This is a genomic window from Clostridium grantii DSM 8605, from assembly GCF_900129965.1.
Taxonomy (GTDB): domain Bacteria; phylum Bacillota; class Clostridia; order Clostridiales; family Clostridiaceae; genus Clostridium_AF; species Clostridium_AF grantii.
Genome location: NZ_FQXM01000021.1, coordinates 50720 through 71737, shown reverse-complemented (window position 1 = coordinate 71737; position 21018 = coordinate 50720). Strand labels below are relative to the sequence as shown.

Here is a 21018-nt window from a genome sequence, read left to right as displayed (position 1 = left end):
ATGAACTCCTTCAAATATTATATTAGCAAAAATCACTGTCGTAATAAATCCATTACTATTAAACACTCTGTTTGTTTCAAAGCATTTATATAACGTAATATCTTTTCCATCTGCTGTTTTACCAAGAATAATATTAACCTCAAGTTCATCATCTTCTACCAGTTCTCCTATTAATTCTAAATTTGCACCATCATTAATATTAAATTTTAAAATCCCTGAAATATTATTCTCTATATTTTCTGGCAACCACCAAAAACCTTTTAACTCTATTTCCTGCATACAACTTTCCCCCTCATTTCCTAATGTTTAAGTAATAAAATTTTAGGATACTATAAAATTTAATGCAACCTGTATTATGTGCCTATCCCACTTTCCAATTATTAGCCTAATCGGAATATCGAATAATAGAAAATAAAAATAATTTAAATTAATCATTATATAACTTTTCCCAACAATTAGGACAAGTGTTTTTCTCCCATGCCATTTTAGCCTTTTTAATATTTATAACTGTTTTACAATTCTTACATTTAAAGCTTTCGCCCTCCATAATATCTATATTCTGGAGTATATTGGATGGTGTATAAACATACCTTCTTGCCTTATTGTGTATTTCATTACCATTTAAGAAAAAAGAAAATTTCTTTTTATTCTTATGAAAATTATAAGTACTTGAATAGTCAACAGAATATATGTTAAGCCTAATTTCTGTCTGTCCATCTTTTTCTGCAACATCTCTTTTTCTCAAATGAATAAGTCTCTGATAAAATAGTTCTGAAAATTCATCTCTATTCAACATTTCTATAGTATCTTTATTTATTATAATTGCAAAATGACTTGACTCCTTTTCAAAACAAAATTTTTCAATATCTCTAAGTAATTTAAGTGAATTTTCATATTTTTCAATATTTCTTTTTTTAGTATTACCGTTTGTTATTATTGATTTTTTAACAATATTCAGTCCTATGGCTTTCGGAGAATTATGTGTAACTATTTCCTTTTGTGTATCTATAATCCAATTATCTATTGACTCAACTAGCATCAATCCAAATTCTCTACTATTCCCCATAGATGAAATAACTAATTGCTCAAATACTTTATCACTGACAAATAAAGATGAATAATCCAAATTATAATCAACAATGTATTTTCCTATCCTTTTATTAATAAACTCCTTAAAATATACTAAACATTTTTGTTTATCTTTAATAGATTCTTCAAATATTAAGGAGGTATCTAAATTAATATTATGTGGTAAATCAGCTCCTGCCACCAAATTATATAAAGATCCTCTCCATGGTACATATGCAATCCAAAAATATATTGGATTGCCATTTAGTTTGTCTATATAGCTCGCTGAATATTCTTGTAATTTTGATATATTATATAACTTCTCCCATTCATCTATATAAAATGTTATAGAATTTAGTTCTAATATATTGCTCAATTCTACTAAGTTTTTCTTAACTTCATTGACATTTAGATATGAGATAAAACTACTTTGCTTAGATAGTTTATCAGATGATTCCTTAGAGTATTTTTCTAATTCCTCATATGAAATACTTAGTTTCTTATTATCAATTCTCGCATTCAATATTTCGCATATTTCTTCTAAATATTTGCTACTACTTTCTTTAGATATTATCCCTGTATCTATATTTTGAAATTCTTTATTCCCCCAGAAACAAACATTTTTAAAATCTATTAATTTTAATAAACATCTCCTAATTCTTTTTATAAATTCTTTTTCTTCTTTAGAAAATATCAACTTTATTTGCTCTAGTAGATTGCTAGCCTCTTTATCCCTTAACAATCTAATTAATTGAGAATAAATTTGTTCATAAATATGTATGCTATATATTCTATTAAATAATTCTGTATCAGTTTCTTTTGGAAATGAAATTTCTTTCAAATTTAAATATATTGACAATACCTTATGTTCACTTATTTTTGAGTTTATCTCTTCATTAGCTAATAGGAATAAATGTGTTTTTCCAGTACCTCTCTCTCCGTATATAATTCCACTTGATTTCTTTGAATTTTGGATAAGTTTAGATAAATAATTATTATTATCTACATGTAACTCTTTAAGTTCTTTTATCGCTTGTCTACTAGTATTTAATTCTAGACTTACATCATCTTTTAAAGTTGTAAATGCAGTTCTTATATTTTCAATAAAATTCTTGTTATTTGAATAGTCCCTTAATTTTTTCATTTTATTCCTCCTAGCGATATTAGCAACTTCGTCCATTGCATGTCCTCAGAATGTCCCCTAGAGCCAAAGAACCTTCTGTAAATTTTATATAAACAACCTATAAAAAATAAAATATTTGCCTTCCCATTATAAACAAAACTAGCATTTTAAATAATAAATACACAACAACATTTTATGAATATTATACCATAATAAGTATAAATACGTCATATATCCCAAATATATTTCTTCAATATAATCCATTATTTTGGTTGCTAAATAAATATAGATAATATGTTTCTGAATAGCAGATGATAGACCTATCTAGTAAAAATATAAATACTAATAAAATTAATCATAATATTCTTTTGTTCCCCTAATCCAAAGTACAAAAGGCATAGTGAACAGACATCTCATTCCACTGGCCATTGAACCGCAAAAACACGCTTATCAATGCCTCACTCCAATCGAAGCCAGTTCACTTCAAGGAACAAAACTGAAACCTTTTTTCACACATTTGCTAAGAGCAACAAAAATTGTAAATGAAATAAACAATTTTTGTTGCTCTTTAATTAATGTAATAGCCCAGGATTTTCAGTGTTTGAAATTTAATAACAACTTAAAAAATCAAAGGAAAAACAAAAGTAACAATACCTGCCCAAAACCCATAAAAAGGTAAATACTTTGTAACGGCATTTTGAACGGCTACTGCCCCTGTTTTGTTTTTTAGAAAACCCATATAGGATAGCATAATCCAAATTAAATTTACCCAAATCAGTATGTTTACTCCTAAAACAACAATCCTATTTGGTGAAATACCATATGAGGAAAGCCTAAACACTATAGCTGATAAAGCAACACTGTCAATTCCAAGAGCAAGAACAATTAGTGCAAAATTTATATAATCAGAAATAGTCTTTCGCTCATCAGTTCCGCTTTCTGTAATAGAGAATATTGTTACAGTTAATACGCTTATGAGTATTCCATTAAAGGATATGAGGAAATTTCGATCCAATAATGGATTTTTTCCTACCCATATTACGGTTATAATATAGACCATCAAGGTAGCTAGTACAAGAGGGCTGAAAATTTTAGCTATATATGGTGCAATGTTTTTAGCAAGTTTAAGGTTTCTTGTTACAAGGTATGTAGCCACCATAGCTAATCCAGCTACCCCAAATATAACTACATTATTAAAATAGAATTTTGATATATCTAATCCAACAAAGTTAAATAGTTGCATAGTTAATGCTGTTAGCAGCATTCCACTAATTGCCATGATGGCGTAGAGTATGCAAAATTCCCCATTAAATTTAAGATAGGCTAATCTTTTACTTCCACTTCTATATTCATTGCCGGAAAACGCAAGCCCCATTAATATCCATGAGAAAATAGGGAGATGTAGATATGCCATAGTAATACTATCTTTCTGCTCTAGTGGTAATAAATTAATATAAATTGCAGAGATTATAAATAAGCCTGCAATAGTATATAAAATTTTTCTTTTGGGGATATTATTATAAACAAAATAAGTAGCAATAAAGGGAAATATTCCAAAAATAATATTAATAGGTGCTATTGCCTCTTGTGTTATAAAATGCATTATTATCCTAGTTACTATCCCTGCCAGAATTGCTAATATACTCATTGATAAGAAATCTTTCTGTAGAAATGAAACTAATCCAGTACTTGACGTGTCCTTAAAATACAATCTTTCATACCAAACTCCAAGAACCTTAGAATCATGGTTTTCTTCCCAGACGTATGAGAATGATTTCTTAAAAGCTTCAGGGTCTTTTCTATAAAATTTCTCTAATTCATGTGGGTTATCAATATTTTCAACAATCTTTTCGTTAATGTCCATGGTATTACCTCCTCAATCACTAAGTTTACTCTTCATCACATTTATATTCTATAATATCTCCAGGTTGACATTCTAAAGCCTTACATATGGCATCTAGGGTTGATAATCTTATAGCTTTTGCCTTTCCATTTTTTAATATGGAAATGTTAGCCATGGTTATTCCAACTCGCTCCGAAAGTTCTGTAACACTCATTTTCCTTTTAGCCAACATCACATCAATACTAATTACAATTGCCATCTTATGCACCTCATATCCTTAAGTCATTTTCATCTTTTATATCTATGGCATTTTTCAATAGCTTTTAAGAACAGCAGCAAATACCGATATTACCATGGAATCAAATATATGGACCATTCCTATTATTATAGCACCTGGGTCATCGTCTTTATCTGATAGGGAAAAAACAATGTCATAATTTGGATTCACTGGATTATTAGCTATTCAGGGCAACCCCAAAATGCACAAAGCAATAATAGGAAGCCCCACAAGAAAAACTGCTGACTTTAAAAAAAGTGATTCTGGTTTCATTAAAAGCACCTCACAAATTGATTTTCATATTGATTCTAACATATTATTTATCGTTTTTCAATAAATATTTATTGAATTTTATTATATTTTTATTGTTTATTTAAAAAATTTTAGAACAAGGGTTCATTGAAGCAGGAAATACACTTTGTTAAATTAGATAAAATAGTACTTTTAGAAGGGAGAAAAAAATGAAAAGGATATTACTTATTAGAATATTTTTACATAAATATAAAAATAAGCACCCATAGGGTGCTTCCAAAGAAAGTCTTCAGTGAAACGAAAGACTTTCTTTGGTTGCTAAACATCTTCCTTCTTTAGCAACAATCCCAATGGTACATAACATCAGAAAAATCACGTTTTGCCAAAGCTTCTTCCTTGATAAAGAAGTTGGCTATACCGCAATCCCCCCACGTAATCCTGCGTTGGCTACGTCCTGAACTAGGTATCTGCAGCAACAACACATCTTCCTCGCCATGTCGGTTCCACTGCACGAAATTGGGATATCCTCCAATCTTGTTCTTTTCGCCATACCAACGATACTCTGGTCTTATGTCAAGAAAAAGGACAAGTTAAATATAAATATTTTAATTTAGTAATTTAACTTGCGAAAGCATCTTCGTAATCGTAGGGAGATTTCATACCACAATGGTTATGAATCCTTGTTGTGTTATAAAATGTCTCTATGTATTCGAAAGAGCAACAAAAACTGTAAATGAAATGAGCAATTTTTGTTGCTTATCACAGGATAGATAGCCCTCTATCACATTACTAAATGAATTACAATTATAGATTACTGTATCTTGTGTTATCCTCTCTTTCCTTCCAACCTAAAACTTCGTAAGCGTCAAAGTTTTAGCATCTTCTATAACTTAAAAAATAGTATTAAAATATCCTAGTAAGGCAATACAAGCTCTACTAGGATTTAAATTATTTCTTATCTTTAATTTTAATATTTTCAGGTATGTTGCCTGACCAAGGCATAAGATTATCAAGAGCTTCGCTATGAGAGATATCTATCTGTAGTAGATTATCAAATAAATAAACTAAATATCTTTCTACAACTAGATTATTAGCTTTGGCACTTTCAACTATGCTATAAATATTGGCACTAGAGGTTGCACCTTTAGCAGTATTCGCAAAAATAAAGTTCTTACCACCTATTACAAAAGGCTTAATAGCTCTTTCTGCTGCATTATTGTCTACTTCTAGTGAACCATCTAACAATACATTTTTTAATCCTGATAAGTGCTTCTTAGCATAATCAAGTGCCTTACCTAAAGGACTTCTTGGAAGAGCATCTTTTATTTCTCTCTCAGCATAATGAGTAAAATCATCTAAAATTAAAGCTAATTTTTCAGCTCTTACTTTAAATCTAATATCATAATAATTTTCATTACTTGAATAGGTTTCACGAAGTTCTTTTTCAAGTTTATAAATTTGCTCACAATAATTAAACCCTATTATTGATCTAGGATCTAGAATTTTTTAGGGCTTCTTCATCTAAATCTACAATTATATTATGGAAGTATCTTCTTATATGAGCTAAGCAATATACCATTGTAGCTTCGCTAACAGAATTGTACCCAATGTATCCGTCTGTTTGAAGAAATCCATTGAAATCTCCTAGGAAGTTTTTCGGGCAAGAGCTGGATCTAGTACTCTGATAATCATACAAGATTACAGGCTTTGCCTTTGTATTACTCATATATAGCCACATATATTTTTTGCTCTTGGAGTCTTTACCATTATCATTAATTACTTTCAAGGTTGTCTCATCAGCATTAATATAGTTGCGGCTAAGCAACTCTTTTTTCATATGATTGTATACAGGCTCAAGAGCTGTGGATGCTGCCATGGTCTAGTTGCAAAGGGTTTGTCTTGAAAGCGTAGCCCCCATCATATCGAAGTAACTTTCTTGTCTATATAAAGGCATTGCATGCTGGTACTTAAGGATAAGAGTATGGGCAATTAACTCATTAGAAGCCATGCTATTGTAAAAAATAGTTTGTGGCATTTGAGTTGAAACTATATTACTTTCACCAGTTTCTTTTTCGCATGATTTGCAAGATTATCTTTTTTGCCAGTATAGTTACTTTTCTTAGCTCTTTTATATGTAATTTCCTCTAAAGTAGGTTCTTCTACTTTAGAATCACTAAATTTTTCTGCTTCATTAAAAAGAGATAATTGGTTAACATCTACCTGCTCACTAGATGTACCAAATATCTTTCTATTTTTATTAGATATAACTCTTTTTAGAAATTCTATCTCATTTTTTAATTGTTGTATTTCGTTTTCCTTTGAACTTAATTGTTTATTTTTTTTATCAATTGCTTCTTCCATTAATTCAACTTTACTAATTAATAGTTTTGTATTTTCATCAAGTTCATTGGTTAAAATAATCTCTTTTTATGATAGTAAAACTGACTTTTTATAAGCTCATTTTCAACACAAAAATCTATTACTGTTTTTGAGCCTTGGAGTGAATCAAATTTATTTATATATTCCTCCCATGCTGTATTATCTAATTTTCTAGCCATAGTTTATCCTCCCACTAATAATTTTATGAGATAATTTTATCAATGAGAGGATAGTATATCTAGGTACTTAATTTTTTACGCTTACATTTATAACGACAGTTACTATAGAAGAATAGATAGAAATAGCAAGCCACTCTACAAAGTATATTATAGGGTGACTTGCTTTGATGTATGTTACAATTCTTCACTCTATGTTTATATTTGCAATTTTTCTTTAATAATTGATATTTGTTTTGTGGTTAATGGTTCTTCCATATTGAGTGTAATAATTCTATCCCCGAAAAACAACATATATACTCCTGTGGGAGTGTTTTCATAATAGCGTTGATAAGCTTCTACTGTGTCAAATATTTTGTTATCCATGGATTCAAAAGTCGTGTTATCTCGCCACTCTGGTATTTCAAGTAGGTGCTCCTTGGCAAGTCTATAAACGAAATCAAATTGAGGTTCTAATATCTCATATTCAATCCGTGGAGGAGTATCTTTTGCTGGCGGCGAATCTTGACGATATGCACTTTTGGAAAGAAAGAAAGTTTTATCAATCTCCTTTTCATATGAATAATAGTTGTAATCAATTGGACCGTATAAATCCTCACTGGTAAGAGGGATTTCGTCGCTATAGAGTCTGTACTCATAGCTTTCTGTTTCAGAAAGTTGCCAATCAACAGTTTGATAATTCGACTCATTACTTATGCCAAATCCAAATTTCATAATGAACGCCATAAGTAATGCTAGATAAGCAAAGCTAGCAATGATGAGCACTGTATATGATATCAATTTATTCACCGTAGCAGTTGCTTTTTTCTTCTTCAAATATTTTATTGATGACCAAAATACAATCATCAGAATAGGAACTTGTCCGATAGATATAACTAAAGCGAACCTGCTTGTTTTAAATGCCAGGTAAAATAATAAGTAACCTAGACTGCAGAACAAAAAAAACATAAAGATGATATCAACAATTTTATACACTATGTTACTTCTCTTTACACATTCCCCACCAAAAGCAATTGATTTTTCCGAACGTTTAAGCCAAAGAAAGTAAGTCATTAATGAATACACTTGATATATGGTAGCCGCTGCTATCATGGAACTATTTAATAATCGAATGGGATCTGACAAATAATCTATTGGGTTTAATTGAAATGAATTGAACTGCACAATCAAATTTAATACAAAGACTAAAATCATAACAAATATAGACGGAAGAAAGCTCTTTTTCATACATTTTTTGATATTGTTTAATTTCTCTTTTTCGTCTGTCTCAAAAGGTATCGGATTATCAGCTTCACTACAAAAAATTTGCATCTGATTAAATTGAGTCACAAAATTCCAACCAGCAGCCTTTGCATACTCGATATAAGTTTGCTGGTTATCAGTAATGTCAGGATTAAATATGGAACCTTCTGAAAAATATGTGACAGTGTATTTTAATTTCTTCGGTGTTCCTTTTCTAAATGTCCATAAAAAAGATCCACACTCCTCAAGATATAGTCCCTTTGCTGCTAGTTTCTCCAATTTGTTCTCCGCGTCTTCATAACGATCAAATCTAAAATTCATTATTCTTTTTGATTTATCTTTCATTGTTCCTTACCTCCTTTTATCAACATTTCATAATCATTTTTTAATTTGGTCACTCGAAGATATTCCTTTTCAATCATTTCTGTCCCATGGCTTGTTATAACATAATTTTTTCTTCGATTTTCTATTTTGGTTTCTATAATAATTTTTTCTTTTACAAAGTTATCTAACAAGCTGTATAGAGTTCCTGGTCCGATGATAACCCTTCCATTTGTAAGTTCTTCTACCTTTTTCATAATATCAACACCACAGCTCTCTTGTGTTAGACAAATAAGGATATAAAACATTTGCTCCGTTAACGTTTGATACTTATCTCTTGCCATTAGATCACCTCGTTTAGTATCGAATATCGATATTTTACAATTTAATTGTAACATCGAATATCGATATTGTCAAAAAAAAAACAGAATCCATTGTGATTCTGTTAGGAATGATTTATATATTCTTCTATAACCTTTTTATTTCTGCCAACTGTGTCAACATAATAACCCTTACACCAAAACTGGCTGTTTCCATATTTGTACTTTAAATTTGCATGCCTATCAAATATCATCAATGAACTTTTTCCTTTTAAATCTCCCATAAATTGTGATACATTGAGCAACAAAAATTGTAAATGAAATGAGCAATTTTTGTTGCTCCAATTAAAGCCTGCAACTGTGTTAAATAGAGAAGGCATGGCAAACCTATTGTTGAGATAGAACTTAAAGCCGTCCTAAAAACTTCTATTCCAGCTTCTGCCCCTATAATTAACCCAACCACTAAAAATGTAATAGTTAATATTAATGAATATGCAATAGTAAATTGGCTGATAAGATTTCTTTAATAATCGTCATAGCTTTTTCTTCAATTTCTTCATTGTTTAAAAAATTATTAGTCTTGATCAAAGGCACAGAAACTTCATCCTTCAATTCATGGTAAAACTCACTAGATGTAAAAATCATATGGCAATGTATTGCCTTGGCTGAGGTAATATCTATATTTTCAACTTCTGCATCTATCCTATTTTTTTTTAACACTGTTTCTATATTGATTTTTAACATATGACTAGTACCTATTCCAAATCCCCATACGGCAAGTATTTTTAATTTTTTGCTCATCATTTCACCCCCTGAAATTTCAACAATATAAAAATATTAAGTGAATTTTATTATAACAAATGTCAACTGATATTCTTTATATATATTTTAAAAGATTAATATATTAATATTTGCACATAATAAATACTATATTAAGCATGCTTTATAAACCAAAGTTAAAAGAGAATTATTATGAAAACTAAAAAAGCAAGAGAATGGACAAAAGAAAATTATAATAAAAACGGCACAAAATCTCAAGGACAGCGTGCTAAGAATTCCTTGAGCACTACTATTGAAGAGCCTGGAATAAATGAAAGTGGAAAAGAAGCAAAGAAAAATGGCGGGAGTTAATTTGTATCTGAATTTCTTTTACAATCAAAACTAAGTTTAAAACCATGATTAATCCTTTATAGATTTATCATGGTTTTATCAGGCCATTACCACTGCACAACTAAAAAAATAAGTGAAATTGATGATAATGGAGATGGTTATCCAGACCGTAAAGTCTATCAATTACTATTTGATTATCAATCTTTAGAAGAAGGTGGAAGTGGTTATATACGCCTAATGCACTTTAATCTTAAGGATAAGAAAATAATTTTTCGTATCTATTCTCCATCATTAGACTCTTATAATTCAAATACTGAATCCTTTCCATTGAACGAAGAAGAGTTTCAAATTTCATTTAAGGATTTAGGAATTTCATGCAACTAGAAACTAGCCTTTTAGTATAACAAATATCCTATCACAATATAGAATGTTTGTATCCATTAATAAATGAGGTGAATTATGAAGAACTTAGCAATAATTATAGGTTCAGGTATTGGCGGCTTATCTACAGCTGTAAGATTACTCAGCAAAGGGTATAATGTTGAAATTTATGAAAAAGAAAAAACTATTGGAGGGAGAACAAATCAACGAGTTCATTCTCCCTTTACCTTTGACTTAACAGCTTCACTTTTAATGAATCGTGAAATTTATGAAGAAGTTTTTAATTATGCCAATGTAAATTATGAAGATTATTTAGAATTTATTAAGGTTGATCCTACCTATCGCTGCTTTTATCCCAATGATATTCACTATGATTTTTCTACTGATTTAGTATCCCTAATAAAAACTCTAGAATCAATTTCAAGTAAGGATTCCATAGGTTATATGAAATTACTCTCTGAAATATATGAAAGATATGTCATTGCTAATGAAAACTTTTTACAAAAATCCTTTGAAAATAAATTGGATTTTTTCAATGCTTCAACCTTAGCAAAAGCCTTAAAAACAAAAACATTTTCTACCTCACATGAACTGATTTCAAATTACATTAATGATGAAAACCTTCGAAAAAGCTTGTACTATCAAGCCCTCTACGTAGGAGTATCTCCTTATGAGGGGCCAAGTATTTACACTTTAATACCTGTAGTATGTCAGCTTTACGGTTTGTGGCATTTAAAAGGCGGCATGTACTCATATGTTAAAGCTTTAGAAAAAGTCATCTCCCATTTAGGTGGAAAAATTATAACTGATTATACTGTAGATGAAATTTTAATTTCTAATGGTAGAGCTGTTGGTATAAAGTCTAAAAATAAAAAAGAGATTTTTGGAGATTTAGTAATAAGTAATGCTGACTTTCCTTATACAATGGATAAACTTATAAAAAATGATATCTATAAAGAAAAATATACCCCTATTAAGTTAAATAACCTAAAATACTCTTGCTCCACCTTTATTATCTATTTAGGGTTAAAGAAAAAATATCCTATACTTTCAGTTCATAACTTATTTTTAAATGATAACTTTAAAGAGAACGTAGATTTTGCTTTTACAGGTCATTTACCAACTGAACCCTCTTTTTATATGTATTGTCCTACTAAAATTGACAGCACCATGATAGAAATCCAAGGGGAATGCTTGAATATAGTAGTTCGTGTACCTAATCTATTTTTTCATACCATAACTTGGGATGATACTACAATTAAACTTTTGAGAGATAAGATTCTTTACACTATTGAAAAGATTAATGGTCTTGAAGATATAGAATCAAATATTTTATACGAAAGCTATTTCACACCAAAAGATTTAAAGGATAGCTTTAATTCCTATGGAGGAACAGCTTTTGGACTCAGTCCTACCCTTACACAAACAAATTATTTTAGACCTCACTTAAAATCAGACACTATAAAAAATTTATATTTTGTGGGCAGCTCCGTTCATCCCGGGCCTGGGGTTTCTATTGTGTTACTTTCCAGCAAACTTTTAGTTCAAGAGATACTAAGTAATTTATAGAAAATTTATCAATTATGGACATCTTGCTACTAAAATTTTAAAATCAAACTATTTTCACTTCCATTAATAACTATAGGTGAAAAAACCTGAGATGAATTATGGTAGATTGTAATCTTATGACAATAAGTTTTCCTCACAATTTTAATGTAATAAATTCCAATATACTTTTAATAAAAAATATATTGATATGTTTTCTAAATTGATAAGTTATTTCGTGACTTTTATGGCTATTTATCTATACTAAATAAAATAAATATATTTTCTTTAGTATAGATAAATTCTAATTCTTTTATATGAAATTTTTTGTTTACTTATTCAAAATCATTCTTCCTTTTAAAATTAGAAAAAATAATTATATCTTCATTGATATAAAAAATATCCTCTTCAATGTATTATATAAAGCATAGAGCGTTATTGGGGAGGTCCTAGTCATGGAATATAGTTCTACTTACTTAGAAGAAAAAAGAAATTATTTAAATTCTCTAATAGAAAAAGATTCATCAAATCTTTTGTCTAGCGAAGTTATTAAAGCCAGTGAAGAATTGGATCTTCTTATTTATGAATACCAACTATTTATAAAAAATCATAATACATCTAATAACTAACAAACCTCACTTCTCAAACTATACAAATATTACATAAAACTTTTCATATATTCTAATTCTAATAAAAAAACTAGCAGCTTATAATCGCTACTAGTTTAAATTTAAGATCTTTTGTTTTTTCTAATTTATTGACTTTATGATACCCAATCCACCACTTTTTCTATATATTCATCCCAGAATTTCCAATCATTCATACCATTACTTTCTATATATAGATATCTTTCATTGGTTCTTTTCCCACTTTCTCCTCTCCTAACATTTCAATAGAATCAATTGGGATTATCGCATTAAAAGTAACAATTCTTTTAAACATTTTAAATAAAAATTCACTTGTGTCAAAGTAATTTTTTTATCACCGTTTTCTATACTATATATTTAATTTATAGTTTACCATATAACCTACTAATGTACTTAATAAAAGTACTAGAACTATATTGCCAATAACTTTGACAAATGACAAAAGTTATTATGCCGCTTAAATAGCTCCTTTACAGCTTTTTATGTGTTAATTTATACCAATGTATTCTCTTCTATTTTGTTCCACAGGTGGGCAAAGGGAGGGCAAAAAAAGGGCTCTTCTTTCATTGAAAAACTAGTAGTCCAGAAATTATTTTAGATGTTTTTAATAATCAATTTTATGTATTCTAAAAGCTTTTCACTTTTATTAAACTTATCATAACAATATGTTATTATCTGTGGAAAAGTTCTTACCGTTCTGTCTTTATTCCTTAAAATATGTGGAGCTGCTTTGTTATCATCTGCCATATAGTAACTAACTTTATGAGCATTTGCGAAACTTGCAGTAATTCTTTTCCCTTCGTTAATCTTTTCTATGTAAGTAGCATCCTTTAATATATATGCACTCAAAATTATTTAAAATATAATCAATGCCTTTTGTTTTAATCATATTTATAATGCTTTTTCTAAGATAGTAATTCCTTACTTTATAAATTCATACCCTATATTCTTATACTCTTTAACTCTCTTCTTATACATTCTTTCAAGCATAGGTATCTGATCATCCACCTAATCATATACCATTATAACTTTTTTATTGATTTAATTCTTCTTTTTCTCTTTCTTCTACTATACTTAATATTTCTTCAACTTTTTCAATTGTTACCTTTTTCAAATTTGATAAATAAAACCACTGATCCTCATAAGAATTAAAATTCCCATCCACAAATTCACTATTACCATTACTTCTTGCTTTTTTTTGAAGCGGGAGTGCAATTAAATTACCAAATCCACCTTTGGGCATGGTATCTTGGTTAGGAAAAAGTCTATCATAAGAGTCTAATCCAATTTCGTATCTTTTTTCCATAGTTAATGATATCAAGTAAGTTCCAATTTTTCTTGCTTGTGAGGCTTTTATCGGTTTCTTGAAGAATATCCATACATGAGCCCCATTTCCTTATCTAGATTTTTCTACTGCTAAAGGTATCCCATTTTCAACAACTGTTTCTCTAAAAGCTTTTGCATCCTCCATCCAGCTCTTTTTATCAAAATCCACCGCTAGAAAGTTGCAAGTTTCATCTTTTAGTAAAGCATATATACCTACTACTTTGTTACCTGATAAATGTTTTTCAACCATATCTTCATCATATTTCGTTAAATTCCTATTTAAACATTCAGAGCATTTTATTTTGGGTTTATTACAAACCCCTTTTTTCCACTCATTGCTATAAGCTGGGCTATATCCACTTTTCCCATTTTCACCTTCCCACCTCAAAGCAAAAACATCTTCCCTACCTTTGAATATATTTAGAAATAGCTTTATTTTTTCTTTAGGAGAAGAATAATTATTAATACCATTAGTTATTACTTTATTTTCATCTATGTTTAAAATATCCCTATATGGACTTGTGTTACTTTTTGGTATTAACCCTAATTTCTTTTTAAGTTCTATATTTTCATTTTTGTATGCAGTAAAGCAGTCATAATATCTACGTCTATCTGCAAATTTTACATTAATTGCAGGATACCCGGCTTTCATAAGTTCTAAATTTAACAATAATCTCCCTGTTTGTCCATTTCCATCAATAAAGGGATGAATACTCTCAAACTTCAAATGAAACAAAGCTGCTTGCCGAACTGGATGCATTGTTCTTTTCATTTCATCATACTCAAATATTAATTCCTTCATTTCTGGTTCCACCATGTATGGCTGCGGTGATTTATAATTATATATCACCATTCCCATATATACCATTATTTCAGTTATTATAGGTATCCCAGTTCAACTATTAATTTATACATGCCCCAAAACTCCCAAAAGCCGGAGCTTTTGGAACAAGTATAAATTAAGTTTCACATTGTGATCCCTATATAATAAACCTTTTATTTTATATCATAATTATACACTAAATAAAAATGTCTATTCAATTTTTCTATATAAATCCATATTTTATTTAACTAACATTATATATAAATTGTACATAATTGCAATTATAAAACCAATCTCAAGTACAGCAATAAATTGTGCAAAAATCAAAAGGCCTTCCTCATCCCATCTATTCCATGTTACCAACATCTTTGATGGAATAAAGAAAAGCAAACATACTCCTCCAGCAATTAAAGCTGCGAATCCCACATTATTGGGTGATATCAACTCTCCCGTATTAAAACCATAGTATACAAAATAAGCAATACTTATTGGATAAAATAATAAAGATACAATTAAGAAAATTTTATACCTATAAACCTCTCCAATTTTGTATGATAATATAAGCATTCCAATTAAGCAAATAAAAAATGCTATGTAAAATAAAATACTCTTAAATGGAAAACCAATCTTTTTTATAGGAGTTTTCATATCATCGTCAAGCAACTCTAAATAAATACCTCTTTTACTATTAGTTAGATATCCAATTTTATAATTCTTACCTTCAATCAAGTTTCCTTCAAAAAAAAATTTTATCTCTCTCCCATTAACATTAATACGATGATATAGATCTTTATCCCTTTTTTCTACTGAGTAAACACGCCATTTTGTATACTCAATATTTCCCGTAACTAATTGTGGAATGTCTTTTACGTATGGAATTGCAAAATATATAAAAAACGCTGCAAAACCGTATGCAACTATCTTATTAGCAATTTTTACCCCTAGTTCCCCTTTAGTCTTTTGATAAGAATATTTACTATCATCAAAAATGTAATTATTAAAGTTCTTTTTTGGAGTTCCAACCCTACTTTCAAGCCATTTTTCAAGAAAATCATCACTGTTCAATATTAATATTAGTGCTATGCCTAAAAGAAAGGTTACTTCTACTATAAAAGAAATAACCTGAAATAAGTACAAATTTATCAGCTCCTTTTTGTTTAATCATTAGTATCATTCATTTATTAAATCTAAATCTTTAATAAAAGCACTATGAAATATTCATGCTTTCTATACTAAAATTAAAAGTTATCACATCCTTTTGGAAAATACCACTTTATATTATTATATCAAATTTAAATACAATATAAAGTCGTTGATTCTAGATTTATAGCATGATTATCTATCCAAATATTTAAATAATCCTTAACTAATGTTTTTTCTGGTGCTATAAAATTATCACTATAGCAATCATTTTCAACCTTGCTCAAAGACTTTTTTGCTTGAGTAATAGAAAATATTGCATTATTATTCCCATTTGCCACGGAATTTTTCACGGTAATATTTTTCTATGATATTCACTCCCAAATAAGCAAATTAATCATTTAATGCTAAAAAATAAATTATGACGTTAAATTTGATATTTTTAAAATGCACATTGACACTATATTAACAAAAGGTTAGAATTGAATGAAATTTCCCAAGTAATTAAATTATTTTTGAATTTATATCAACTTTTTTAAACTTCCTACGTGTAATAGTTAGAGAGTAATTTTTTGAAAAATTCCAAGATAAAAGACGAGGTGGACATTTGAATGATATTTTATTAATTTTAGCAAGTCAAAAAGGAGACAAACAAGCTTTTAACGACTTAATCTCATATTATTATCCCTTTGTTTCAAAATTCTTAAGGAAGCTGACTGAAAATGAAATACTTAGTGATGACCTCACTCAAGAAACTTTTTTGAAAATGATAAAGTCCATTGATACTTATAGTGTATATGGTACAGCAACCTTTTCAACTTATCTCTTGACAATAGCCAAACGATGTTACATTGATTCTTTAAGAAAAAATAGCGTTGAGTTTGTGGATATTGAAAGTGTTGTAATTTCCGTCGATGACTATACCTTTGATTATTTTCAATCCCTTGATTTTGAAGAAATACTAGCGAGAGTATCAGACCTTCCACACGTACAAGCTGAAGCTATCAAACTCAAGTATTTGGAAGGATTAACGTTGGCGGAAATTGCCGAAAAACAAAAAACGCAAATAAAAACAATAAAAAGCAGAATTCACAGCGGTATGGTTACATTAAGAAAAATTTTTAAGTAAAGGAGATTCTAACATGGATAAAAAAGACCAACTTATTTTAAATCTACAAGGTGAAATTCAAAGAAAATGTGTAGAAATAAGTGAAAAAAAATCTGAGGAAATGTGGACCAAATTCTTTATACTCGGTTGTATATTGTTTATTACTTTACCCATTATCACGATTTTTATAGGCATAAACCTACTCCTTTTAGCTTCACCTGTTATTATTTATTTCGCTTTCTGTCTGTTAGTCCTCATCCCTATCATGTTAAACAATAAAAAACTTGGAGGAAGAGCAATATGAACTTTTTTAACAACCTGATTCTGAAAATTAATTTCAAGAAATTAATAGTATTTTATGCATTTTCTGCACTCATTGCCAGCATTGCATGCACGTCATACTTATGCTATGTCTTTCGTGACAAAATATCCTTTGCATATGCCTATAACACTATAAGCGAAAGAATCGAAAAGGATGAAGCATCTACGAAAGAGCTTAAGGATGAACTAACAACTTTCGTACAGAAAAACCCTACTATCTTAGATGTGCTCATCCTAGATAATAAGAATAACGTCACATTTTCAGCACAAAATTCAGAATTTGCTACAAAAGGAACTTTTACCCTAATGCCTGACAAAGCTGAAAAAAGTAAAGCATTTATTTTAAAAGAAAATCCAAACCTAAGTTTTAGTCTAGTTAACATTGAAACTATAGCTCTATCAGATATTTCACAAGATTACGAACATCTCATGCAACGAGAGCACAATGATGAAATTTTTTTTCAACAGAATTCTCAAGATAAATTTCGTTATTTTTTAAGCTACATTAGTTGCCAAAATACAGGGGAACGCATTTATTTTATTAAAAGCAATGAACTTATCCATGGTGATACTTTGAGTCTAAAAATCACAGCCGCAATAGCCACATTTTTCTTTATGCTCTATTGGGTTATCGTTGCCATCTGGGTTTATGCAAATGCAAATAAAGCAAAACTGAATGCAGTTTTATGGGGTATTATAGTATTATTTACAAATCTTGCTGGTGTTTTTGTGTTCTTGATTTATAAACAATCCGGTGTTAGTTGCCGCTCATGTGGTCTCATGCAAAACAAAAACAACCAATATTGCACAACTTGTGGTGATAAGCTCTACGACACTTGCATCCACTGTAACGCTACTGTAAATAAAAACGATTATTTCTGCTCTCAATGCGGAAATAAAACAAACAAGTAAAATAAATAACTTCACAGGAGGCTTTAATTTATGAACAAACAAACTACTATGAAAAAAATGCTTAACAAAGTTCCTCAAATCACTATCTTTTTTTGGATTATCAAAGTATTATGTACCACCGTGGGAGAAACGTTCTCAGACTTTTTAAGCGTTAATATGGGCTTCGGATTAGTAGGAACAGCTGTGGCAATGGGTGTGGTATTAGCCATAGTTCTTTACTTTCAATTCAAAAAAACAAAGTATGTTCCAAGTGTTTACTGGCTATCTGTTGTCCTAATCAGTGTTTTTGGTACACTAGTCACAGACTATTTTACTGACGAAATCGGTGTGCCACTTGAATTTAGTACAATTTTCTTTAGTATCGCTTTAGTTATAACCTTTGCCGTATGGTACCGTTCCGAAAAAACACTATCCATTCATTCCATTTTCACTACAAAACGAGAATCCTTCTATTGGCTTAGTATCTTCTTCACTTTTGCACTAGGTACGGCTTCAGGAGACTTAATGGCAGAAGCATTGGGGTTAGGTTATCTCGTAACCGGACTTATTATCTGTGGCGTCATTATTTCAGTGTCCATAGCTTGGAAATTCGGGCTTAATTCGATTTTATCCTTCTGGATTATTTATATTATGACCCGACCACTAGGTGCCTCTATTGGAGATTTGCTATCTCAAACTCATGAAAATGGTGGTTTAGGCTTTGGCGCAACAATTACTAGTATTATCTTCTTACTGGCCATTGTTGTAACTATCATATTTTTGACTTTAACTAAAAAGGACTTAATTGTTAAACCGATTGTTGAAACAAACAGCAAAGGTAATACCTTCGTGCAAGTAGCAATTGTACTAAGTTTATTTCTAGTCGTTTCCGTTGCCGGCTACATAATGAGAACATCCACCCTTGCTGAAGAAGCCCGTGCTTCAGCACCCATGGGTCTAACTTCCCAAGAACTGATGGATTTTGTTGCTATTGAACAAGATACCTTAGCTTATGTTGTTAACAATGATATGCCTTCAGCCAAAGAAAGAGCCAAAGATCTTGAAACTAAGTGGGATCAATCAGCCGCACGACTTAAGGCTATTGATTCTAACAAATGGACCACAATTGATGACTCCATCGATGTTGTGCTTTCTGATGTACGAACAAAAAATCCAGATGCTTCAACCTGCCAAACTGATATCAACGAATCATTGGATTTAATGAAATAGAGTTATATAAAAAGAGGCAAAGCTGCCTCTTTTTATTATACGAGGAATTTATAAATTTTTAATTTTTGTTAAATTTCAATTTAGGTAAAATTCGATAAACTTCTAAAAGAATAATGTTCAAACTAAGCCAAACCCCACCAAATGCATATCCTGCTACAACATCACTTGGATATTCAAAATTAAAATATATCATACTCAATCCTGAAAGAATACAAATTGCCAGTGAGGCTCCAATAATAATTGTATTAATCCAAGCTTTTGAGGAATATCGTGGTATGATATACGCTATAAACCCATAAACTACAATTACCGTTAAACTTTCGCTACTTGGGAAAGTGTATCCTATTTGAGTTGGACCTAATCTATGAAAAATAACTTTCAACACATAGTTTAATATCTCAGTTCCAAATAACAGAATCCCCAAGAATTTTAGTTCATGAATTTTATTACATCCTTTTACTAAAATCCAAATCACTATAATTGACACTACTAATATTAACGTATTTGAATTTGATGCATTTCCAAATATCTGCATTGCTTTAGCCCATTTTTCAGTAAAAATACTTGATACCAAAAATCTAACTATCTCATCAAAGTCATTAAATTCAGCTGCTAAGTAATCTTGAATAATTCCTACCACCATTAATGAAAAACCTAAAAAAGCTACAGCTATACCTGCAATTATAATTTTGATTTTACCAAGAGAATGAAATAGCACTAAACCTTTATCAAGTAATTCAAATGTAGATTCATAAATTTTCACTTTATAAGCTTTATAAATCCAAATAAACATGAGAATAAATGTAATTATCAAGCTACCTATAATTAAATATTTTTTTATTAAGTTATGATATTTTTCCCAATTAGAACCAAGAATTTTTCCTAATGATATGAATGTACCGGTCCATAATATGGCACCAACATAAGAATGTACAGCAAATTTTTTATATGAAATTTTGGTTATACCTGAAAAGTAGCCAGTAATATGTCTTACTCCTGGAATAAAATACGCTATGACTAGTAATTTATTACCATATTTATCAAACCAATTGGATATCTTCTCTAATCTTTTTTTATTCAAATGAACATAATGACCATATTTTTCAAAGAAAGATAAACCTAATAAACTCCCTAAATAATATGACAAAGTTATGCCAATTATGGTTCCAGTTGCTGCAACCAAAATGCTTACCGGCCAATTCATTTTATGTTGATAAATTATATACCCACAATAAGTCATCAAGGCTTCTCCTGGCAATGGCAAGGCTATTAGTTCTAACATTAATGCTACTAACAATACTATATATCCATAATCATTTAATAATTGTATTATGTAATTCATTTATTTGCCTCCAATTTTAGACTTTATTGAATATTATATCAAATAACTAAGCATTTTATCAAAATTTTAACATGGCTTTAACATGAGCATATTAGTAAAATGTTTAAATTTAAAATGAGGGGATATATTCACATTACATTAGTACATCTTTTA

At 29.6% G+C, this 21018-nt stretch carries 23 protein-coding genes and 4 pseudogenes; 8 read left to right on the top strand and 19 right to left on the bottom strand.

All coding sequences use genetic code 11. The features are described 5' to 3' along the window. The 14 genes and pseudogenes from BUB83_RS15820 to BUB83_RS15760 all read right to left on the bottom strand — a co-directional run. A partial coding sequence (locus tag BUB83_RS15820) for an ApeA N-terminal domain 1-containing protein (protein ID WP_200801488.1) occupies nt 1–279 on the bottom strand: 279 nt, incomplete at its 3' end. Nucleotides 280–427: 148 nt separating this feature from the next. Beyond that, nucleotides 428–2212: a Cdc6/Cdc18 family protein gene (locus tag BUB83_RS15815; protein WP_073339565.1), complete on the bottom strand. Its 1785-nt coding sequence runs from the start codon at nt 2210–2212 to the stop codon at nt 428–430. Between the two features lie 598 nt (nt 2213–2810). Then, nucleotides 2811–4055 carry a DUF4153 domain-containing protein gene (locus tag BUB83_RS15810; protein ID WP_073339563.1) on the bottom strand — a complete coding sequence of 415 codons (1245 nt, stop codon included), beginning with the start codon at nt 4053–4055 and terminating at the stop codon, nt 2811–2813. Nucleotides 4056–4080: 25 nt separating this feature from the next. Further along, nucleotides 4081–4293, bottom strand: coding sequence for a helix-turn-helix domain-containing protein (locus tag BUB83_RS15805; RefSeq protein ID WP_073339561.1), 213 nt, complete (start codon nt 4291–4293; stop codon nt 4081–4083). A 10-nt stretch (nt 4294–4303) separates the two neighbouring features. Beyond that, nucleotides 4304–4584 (bottom strand): annotated as a pseudogene (locus BUB83_RS22510) (DUF2975 domain-containing protein). Between the two features lie 314 nt (nt 4585–4898). Then, nucleotides 4899–5135, bottom strand: a complete 237-nt coding sequence (locus BUB83_RS15800; RefSeq protein ID WP_084133617.1) for a DUF1963 domain-containing protein — start codon at nt 5133–5135, stop codon at nt 4899–4901. A gap of 376 nt (nt 5136–5511) precedes the next feature. Next, nucleotides 5512–6045, bottom strand: coding sequence for an IS66 family transposase (locus tag BUB83_RS22770; protein WP_278336940.1), 534 nt, complete (start codon nt 6043–6045; stop codon nt 5512–5514). A gap of 7 nt (nt 6046–6052) precedes the next feature. Continuing rightward, a pseudogene (locus BUB83_RS22765) lies at nt 6053–6571 on the bottom strand (IS66 family transposase). A 38-nt stretch (nt 6572–6609) separates the two neighbouring features. Next, nucleotides 6610–6924 carry an IS66 family transposase gene (locus tag BUB83_RS15780; protein ID WP_073339556.1) on the bottom strand — a complete coding sequence of 105 codons (315 nt, stop codon included), beginning with the start codon at nt 6922–6924 and terminating at the stop codon, nt 6610–6612. A gap of 50 nt (nt 6925–6974) precedes the next feature. Continuing rightward, the gene (locus BUB83_RS22035; protein ID WP_159434106.1) at nt 6975–7121 is read right to left on the bottom strand and encodes a hypothetical protein; all 147 of its coding nucleotides are present in this window, start codon (nt 7119–7121) and stop codon (nt 6975–6977) included. A 195-nt stretch (nt 7122–7316) separates the two neighbouring features. Beyond that, nucleotides 7317–8705 carry a DUF2812 domain-containing protein gene (locus BUB83_RS15775; protein ID WP_073339555.1) on the bottom strand — a complete coding sequence of 463 codons (1389 nt, stop codon included), beginning with the start codon at nt 8703–8705 and terminating at the stop codon, nt 7317–7319. Next, entirely contained in the window at nt 8702–9025 is a 324-nt protein-coding gene (locus BUB83_RS15770; RefSeq protein ID WP_073339554.1) for a PadR family transcriptional regulator, read from the bottom strand. The genes BUB83_RS15775 and BUB83_RS15770 overlap by 4 nt, the downstream gene beginning before the upstream one ends. A gap of 107 nt (nt 9026–9132) precedes the next feature. After that, nucleotides 9133–9303, bottom strand: a pseudogene (gene tnpA / locus BUB83_RS15765) (IS200/IS605 family transposase); the annotation flags it as partial. A gap of 181 nt (nt 9304–9484) precedes the next feature. Beyond that, complete coding sequence (locus BUB83_RS15760) at nt 9485–9805, bottom strand: PTS sugar transporter subunit IIB (RefSeq protein WP_084133615.1); 321 nt, start codon at nt 9803–9805, stop codon at nt 9485–9487. A gap of 168 nt (nt 9806–9973) precedes the next feature. Here BUB83_RS15760 and BUB83_RS22240 point away from each other — a divergent pair, with 168 nt between their 5' ends. The 4 genes from BUB83_RS22240 (at nt 9974) to BUB83_RS21345 (ending at nt 12666) form a co-directional block, all read left to right on the top strand. Next, complete coding sequence (locus BUB83_RS22240; RefSeq protein WP_200801487.1) at nt 9974–10132, top strand: hypothetical protein; 159 nt, start codon at nt 9974–9976, stop codon at nt 10130–10132. A gap of 69 nt (nt 10133–10201) precedes the next feature. Then, complete coding sequence (locus tag BUB83_RS15755) at nt 10202–10495, top strand: metallophosphoesterase family protein (protein ID WP_073339551.1); 294 nt, start codon at nt 10202–10204, stop codon at nt 10493–10495. A 75-nt stretch (nt 10496–10570) separates the two neighbouring features. Continuing rightward, on the top strand, nt 10571–12061 hold the full coding sequence (locus BUB83_RS15750; protein WP_073339549.1) for a phytoene desaturase family protein: 1491 nt from the start codon (nt 10571–10573) through the stop codon (nt 12059–12061). 431 nt (nt 12062–12492) lie between these two features. Next, entirely contained in the window at nt 12493–12666 is a 174-nt protein-coding gene (locus BUB83_RS21345) for an aspartyl-phosphate phosphatase Spo0E family protein (protein WP_084133614.1), read from the top strand. A gap of 612 nt (nt 12667–13278) precedes the next feature. Here the strand turns inward: BUB83_RS21345 and BUB83_RS15740 are convergent. The 4 genes and pseudogenes from BUB83_RS15740 to BUB83_RS15720 form a co-directional block, all read right to left on the bottom strand. After that, nucleotides 13279–13533: a hypothetical protein gene (locus tag BUB83_RS15740; protein ID WP_073339548.1), complete on the bottom strand. Its 255-nt coding sequence runs from the start codon at nt 13531–13533 to the stop codon at nt 13279–13281. Nucleotides 13534–13717: 184 nt separating this feature from the next. Beyond that, nucleotides 13718–14863 (bottom strand): annotated as a pseudogene (locus BUB83_RS15730) (TOTE conflict system archaeo-eukaryotic primase domain-containing protein). 210 nt (nt 14864–15073) lie between these two features. Further along, nucleotides 15074–15970 carry a hypothetical protein gene (locus tag BUB83_RS15725; RefSeq protein ID WP_073339543.1) on the bottom strand — a complete coding sequence of 299 codons (897 nt, stop codon included), beginning with the start codon at nt 15968–15970 and terminating at the stop codon, nt 15074–15076. 155 nt (nt 15971–16125) lie between these two features. After that, nucleotides 16126–16314 (bottom strand): hypothetical protein, encoded by a 189-nt coding sequence (locus BUB83_RS15720; protein ID WP_143160566.1) that lies wholly within the window; start codon nt 16312–16314, stop codon nt 16126–16128. Nucleotides 16315–16580: 266 nt separating this feature from the next. Between BUB83_RS15720 and BUB83_RS15715 the strand changes: the two genes are divergently transcribed. The 4 genes from BUB83_RS15715 to BUB83_RS15700 are packed head-to-tail and all read left to right on the top strand — an operon-like array spanning nt 16581 to nt 19523. Beyond that, nucleotides 16581–17102, top strand: coding sequence for an RNA polymerase sigma factor (locus BUB83_RS15715; protein WP_073339539.1), 522 nt, complete (start codon nt 16581–16583; stop codon nt 17100–17102). Between the two features lie 13 nt (nt 17103–17115). Further along, on the top strand, nt 17116–17385 hold the full coding sequence (locus tag BUB83_RS15710) for a hypothetical protein (protein WP_073339538.1): 270 nt from the start codon (nt 17116–17118) through the stop codon (nt 17383–17385). Beyond that, the gene (locus BUB83_RS15705) at nt 17382–18314 is read left to right on the top strand and encodes a zinc ribbon domain-containing protein (protein WP_073339536.1); all 933 of its coding nucleotides are present in this window, start codon (nt 17382–17384) and stop codon (nt 18312–18314) included. Before BUB83_RS15710 ends, BUB83_RS15705 begins: the two co-directional genes overlap by 4 nt. 30 nt (nt 18315–18344) lie before the next feature. Then, entirely contained in the window at nt 18345–19523 is a 1179-nt protein-coding gene (locus BUB83_RS15700) for a COG4705 family protein (protein WP_073339535.1), read from the top strand. A gap of 58 nt (nt 19524–19581) precedes the next feature. Here BUB83_RS15700 and BUB83_RS15695 read toward each other — a convergent pair whose 3' ends face one another. Then, nucleotides 19582–20865 (bottom strand): bifunctional DedA family/phosphatase PAP2 family protein, encoded by a 1284-nt coding sequence (locus tag BUB83_RS15695; protein WP_073339533.1) that lies wholly within the window; start codon nt 20863–20865, stop codon nt 19582–19584. Nucleotides 20866–21018 lie beyond the last annotated feature (153 nt).

Excerpts from the sequence above, each read along its gene's own strand:
- BUB83_RS15810 (WP_073339563.1), bottom strand. The coding sequence starts at position 4,055 with ATGGACATTAACGAAAAGATTGTTGAAAATATTGATAACCCACATGAA.
- BUB83_RS15815 (WP_073339565.1), bottom strand. The coding sequence starts at position 2,212 with ATGAAAAAATTAAGGGACTATTCAAATAACAAGAATTTTATTGAAAAT.
- BUB83_RS15755 (WP_073339551.1), top strand. The coding sequence starts at position 10,202 with ATGGTTTTATCAGGCCATTACCACTGCACAACTAAAAAAATAAGTGAA.
- BUB83_RS15700 (WP_073339535.1), top strand. The coding sequence starts at position 18,345 with ATGAACAAACAAACTACTATGAAAAAAATGCTTAACAAAGTTCCTCAA.
- BUB83_RS15760 (WP_084133615.1), bottom strand. The coding sequence starts at position 9,805 with ATGATGAGCAAAAAATTAAAAATACTTGCCGTATGGGGATTTGGAATA.
- BUB83_RS22035 (WP_159434106.1), bottom strand. The coding sequence starts at position 7,121 with ATGGCTAGAAAATTAGATAATACAGCATGGGAGGAATATATAAATAAA.
- BUB83_RS22240 (WP_200801487.1), top strand. The coding sequence starts at position 9,974 with ATGAAAACTAAAAAAGCAAGAGAATGGACAAAAGAAAATTATAATAAA.
- BUB83_RS21345 (WP_084133614.1), top strand. The coding sequence starts at position 12,493 with ATGGAATATAGTTCTACTTACTTAGAAGAAAAAAGAAATTATTTAAAT.
- BUB83_RS15695 (WP_073339533.1), bottom strand. The coding sequence starts at position 20,865 with ATGAATTACATAATACAATTATTAAATGATTATGGATATATAGTATTG.
- BUB83_RS15805 (WP_073339561.1), bottom strand. The coding sequence starts at position 4,293 with ATGGCAATTGTAATTAGTATTGATGTGATGTTGGCTAAAAGGAAAATG.
- BUB83_RS15750 (WP_073339549.1), top strand. The coding sequence starts at position 10,571 with ATGAAGAACTTAGCAATAATTATAGGTTCAGGTATTGGCGGCTTATCT.
- BUB83_RS15770 (WP_073339554.1), bottom strand. The coding sequence starts at position 9,025 with ATGGCAAGAGATAAGTATCAAACGTTAACGGAGCAAATGTTTTATATC.
- BUB83_RS15775 (WP_073339555.1), bottom strand. The coding sequence starts at position 8,705 with ATGAAAGATAAATCAAAAAGAATAATGAATTTTAGATTTGATCGTTAT.
- BUB83_RS15780 (WP_073339556.1), bottom strand. The coding sequence starts at position 6,924 with ATGGAAGAAGCAATTGATAAAAAAAATAAACAATTAAGTTCAAAGGAA.
- BUB83_RS15710 (WP_073339538.1), top strand. The coding sequence starts at position 17,116 with ATGGATAAAAAAGACCAACTTATTTTAAATCTACAAGGTGAAATTCAA.
- BUB83_RS15705 (WP_073339536.1), top strand. The coding sequence starts at position 17,382 with ATGAACTTTTTTAACAACCTGATTCTGAAAATTAATTTCAAGAAATTA.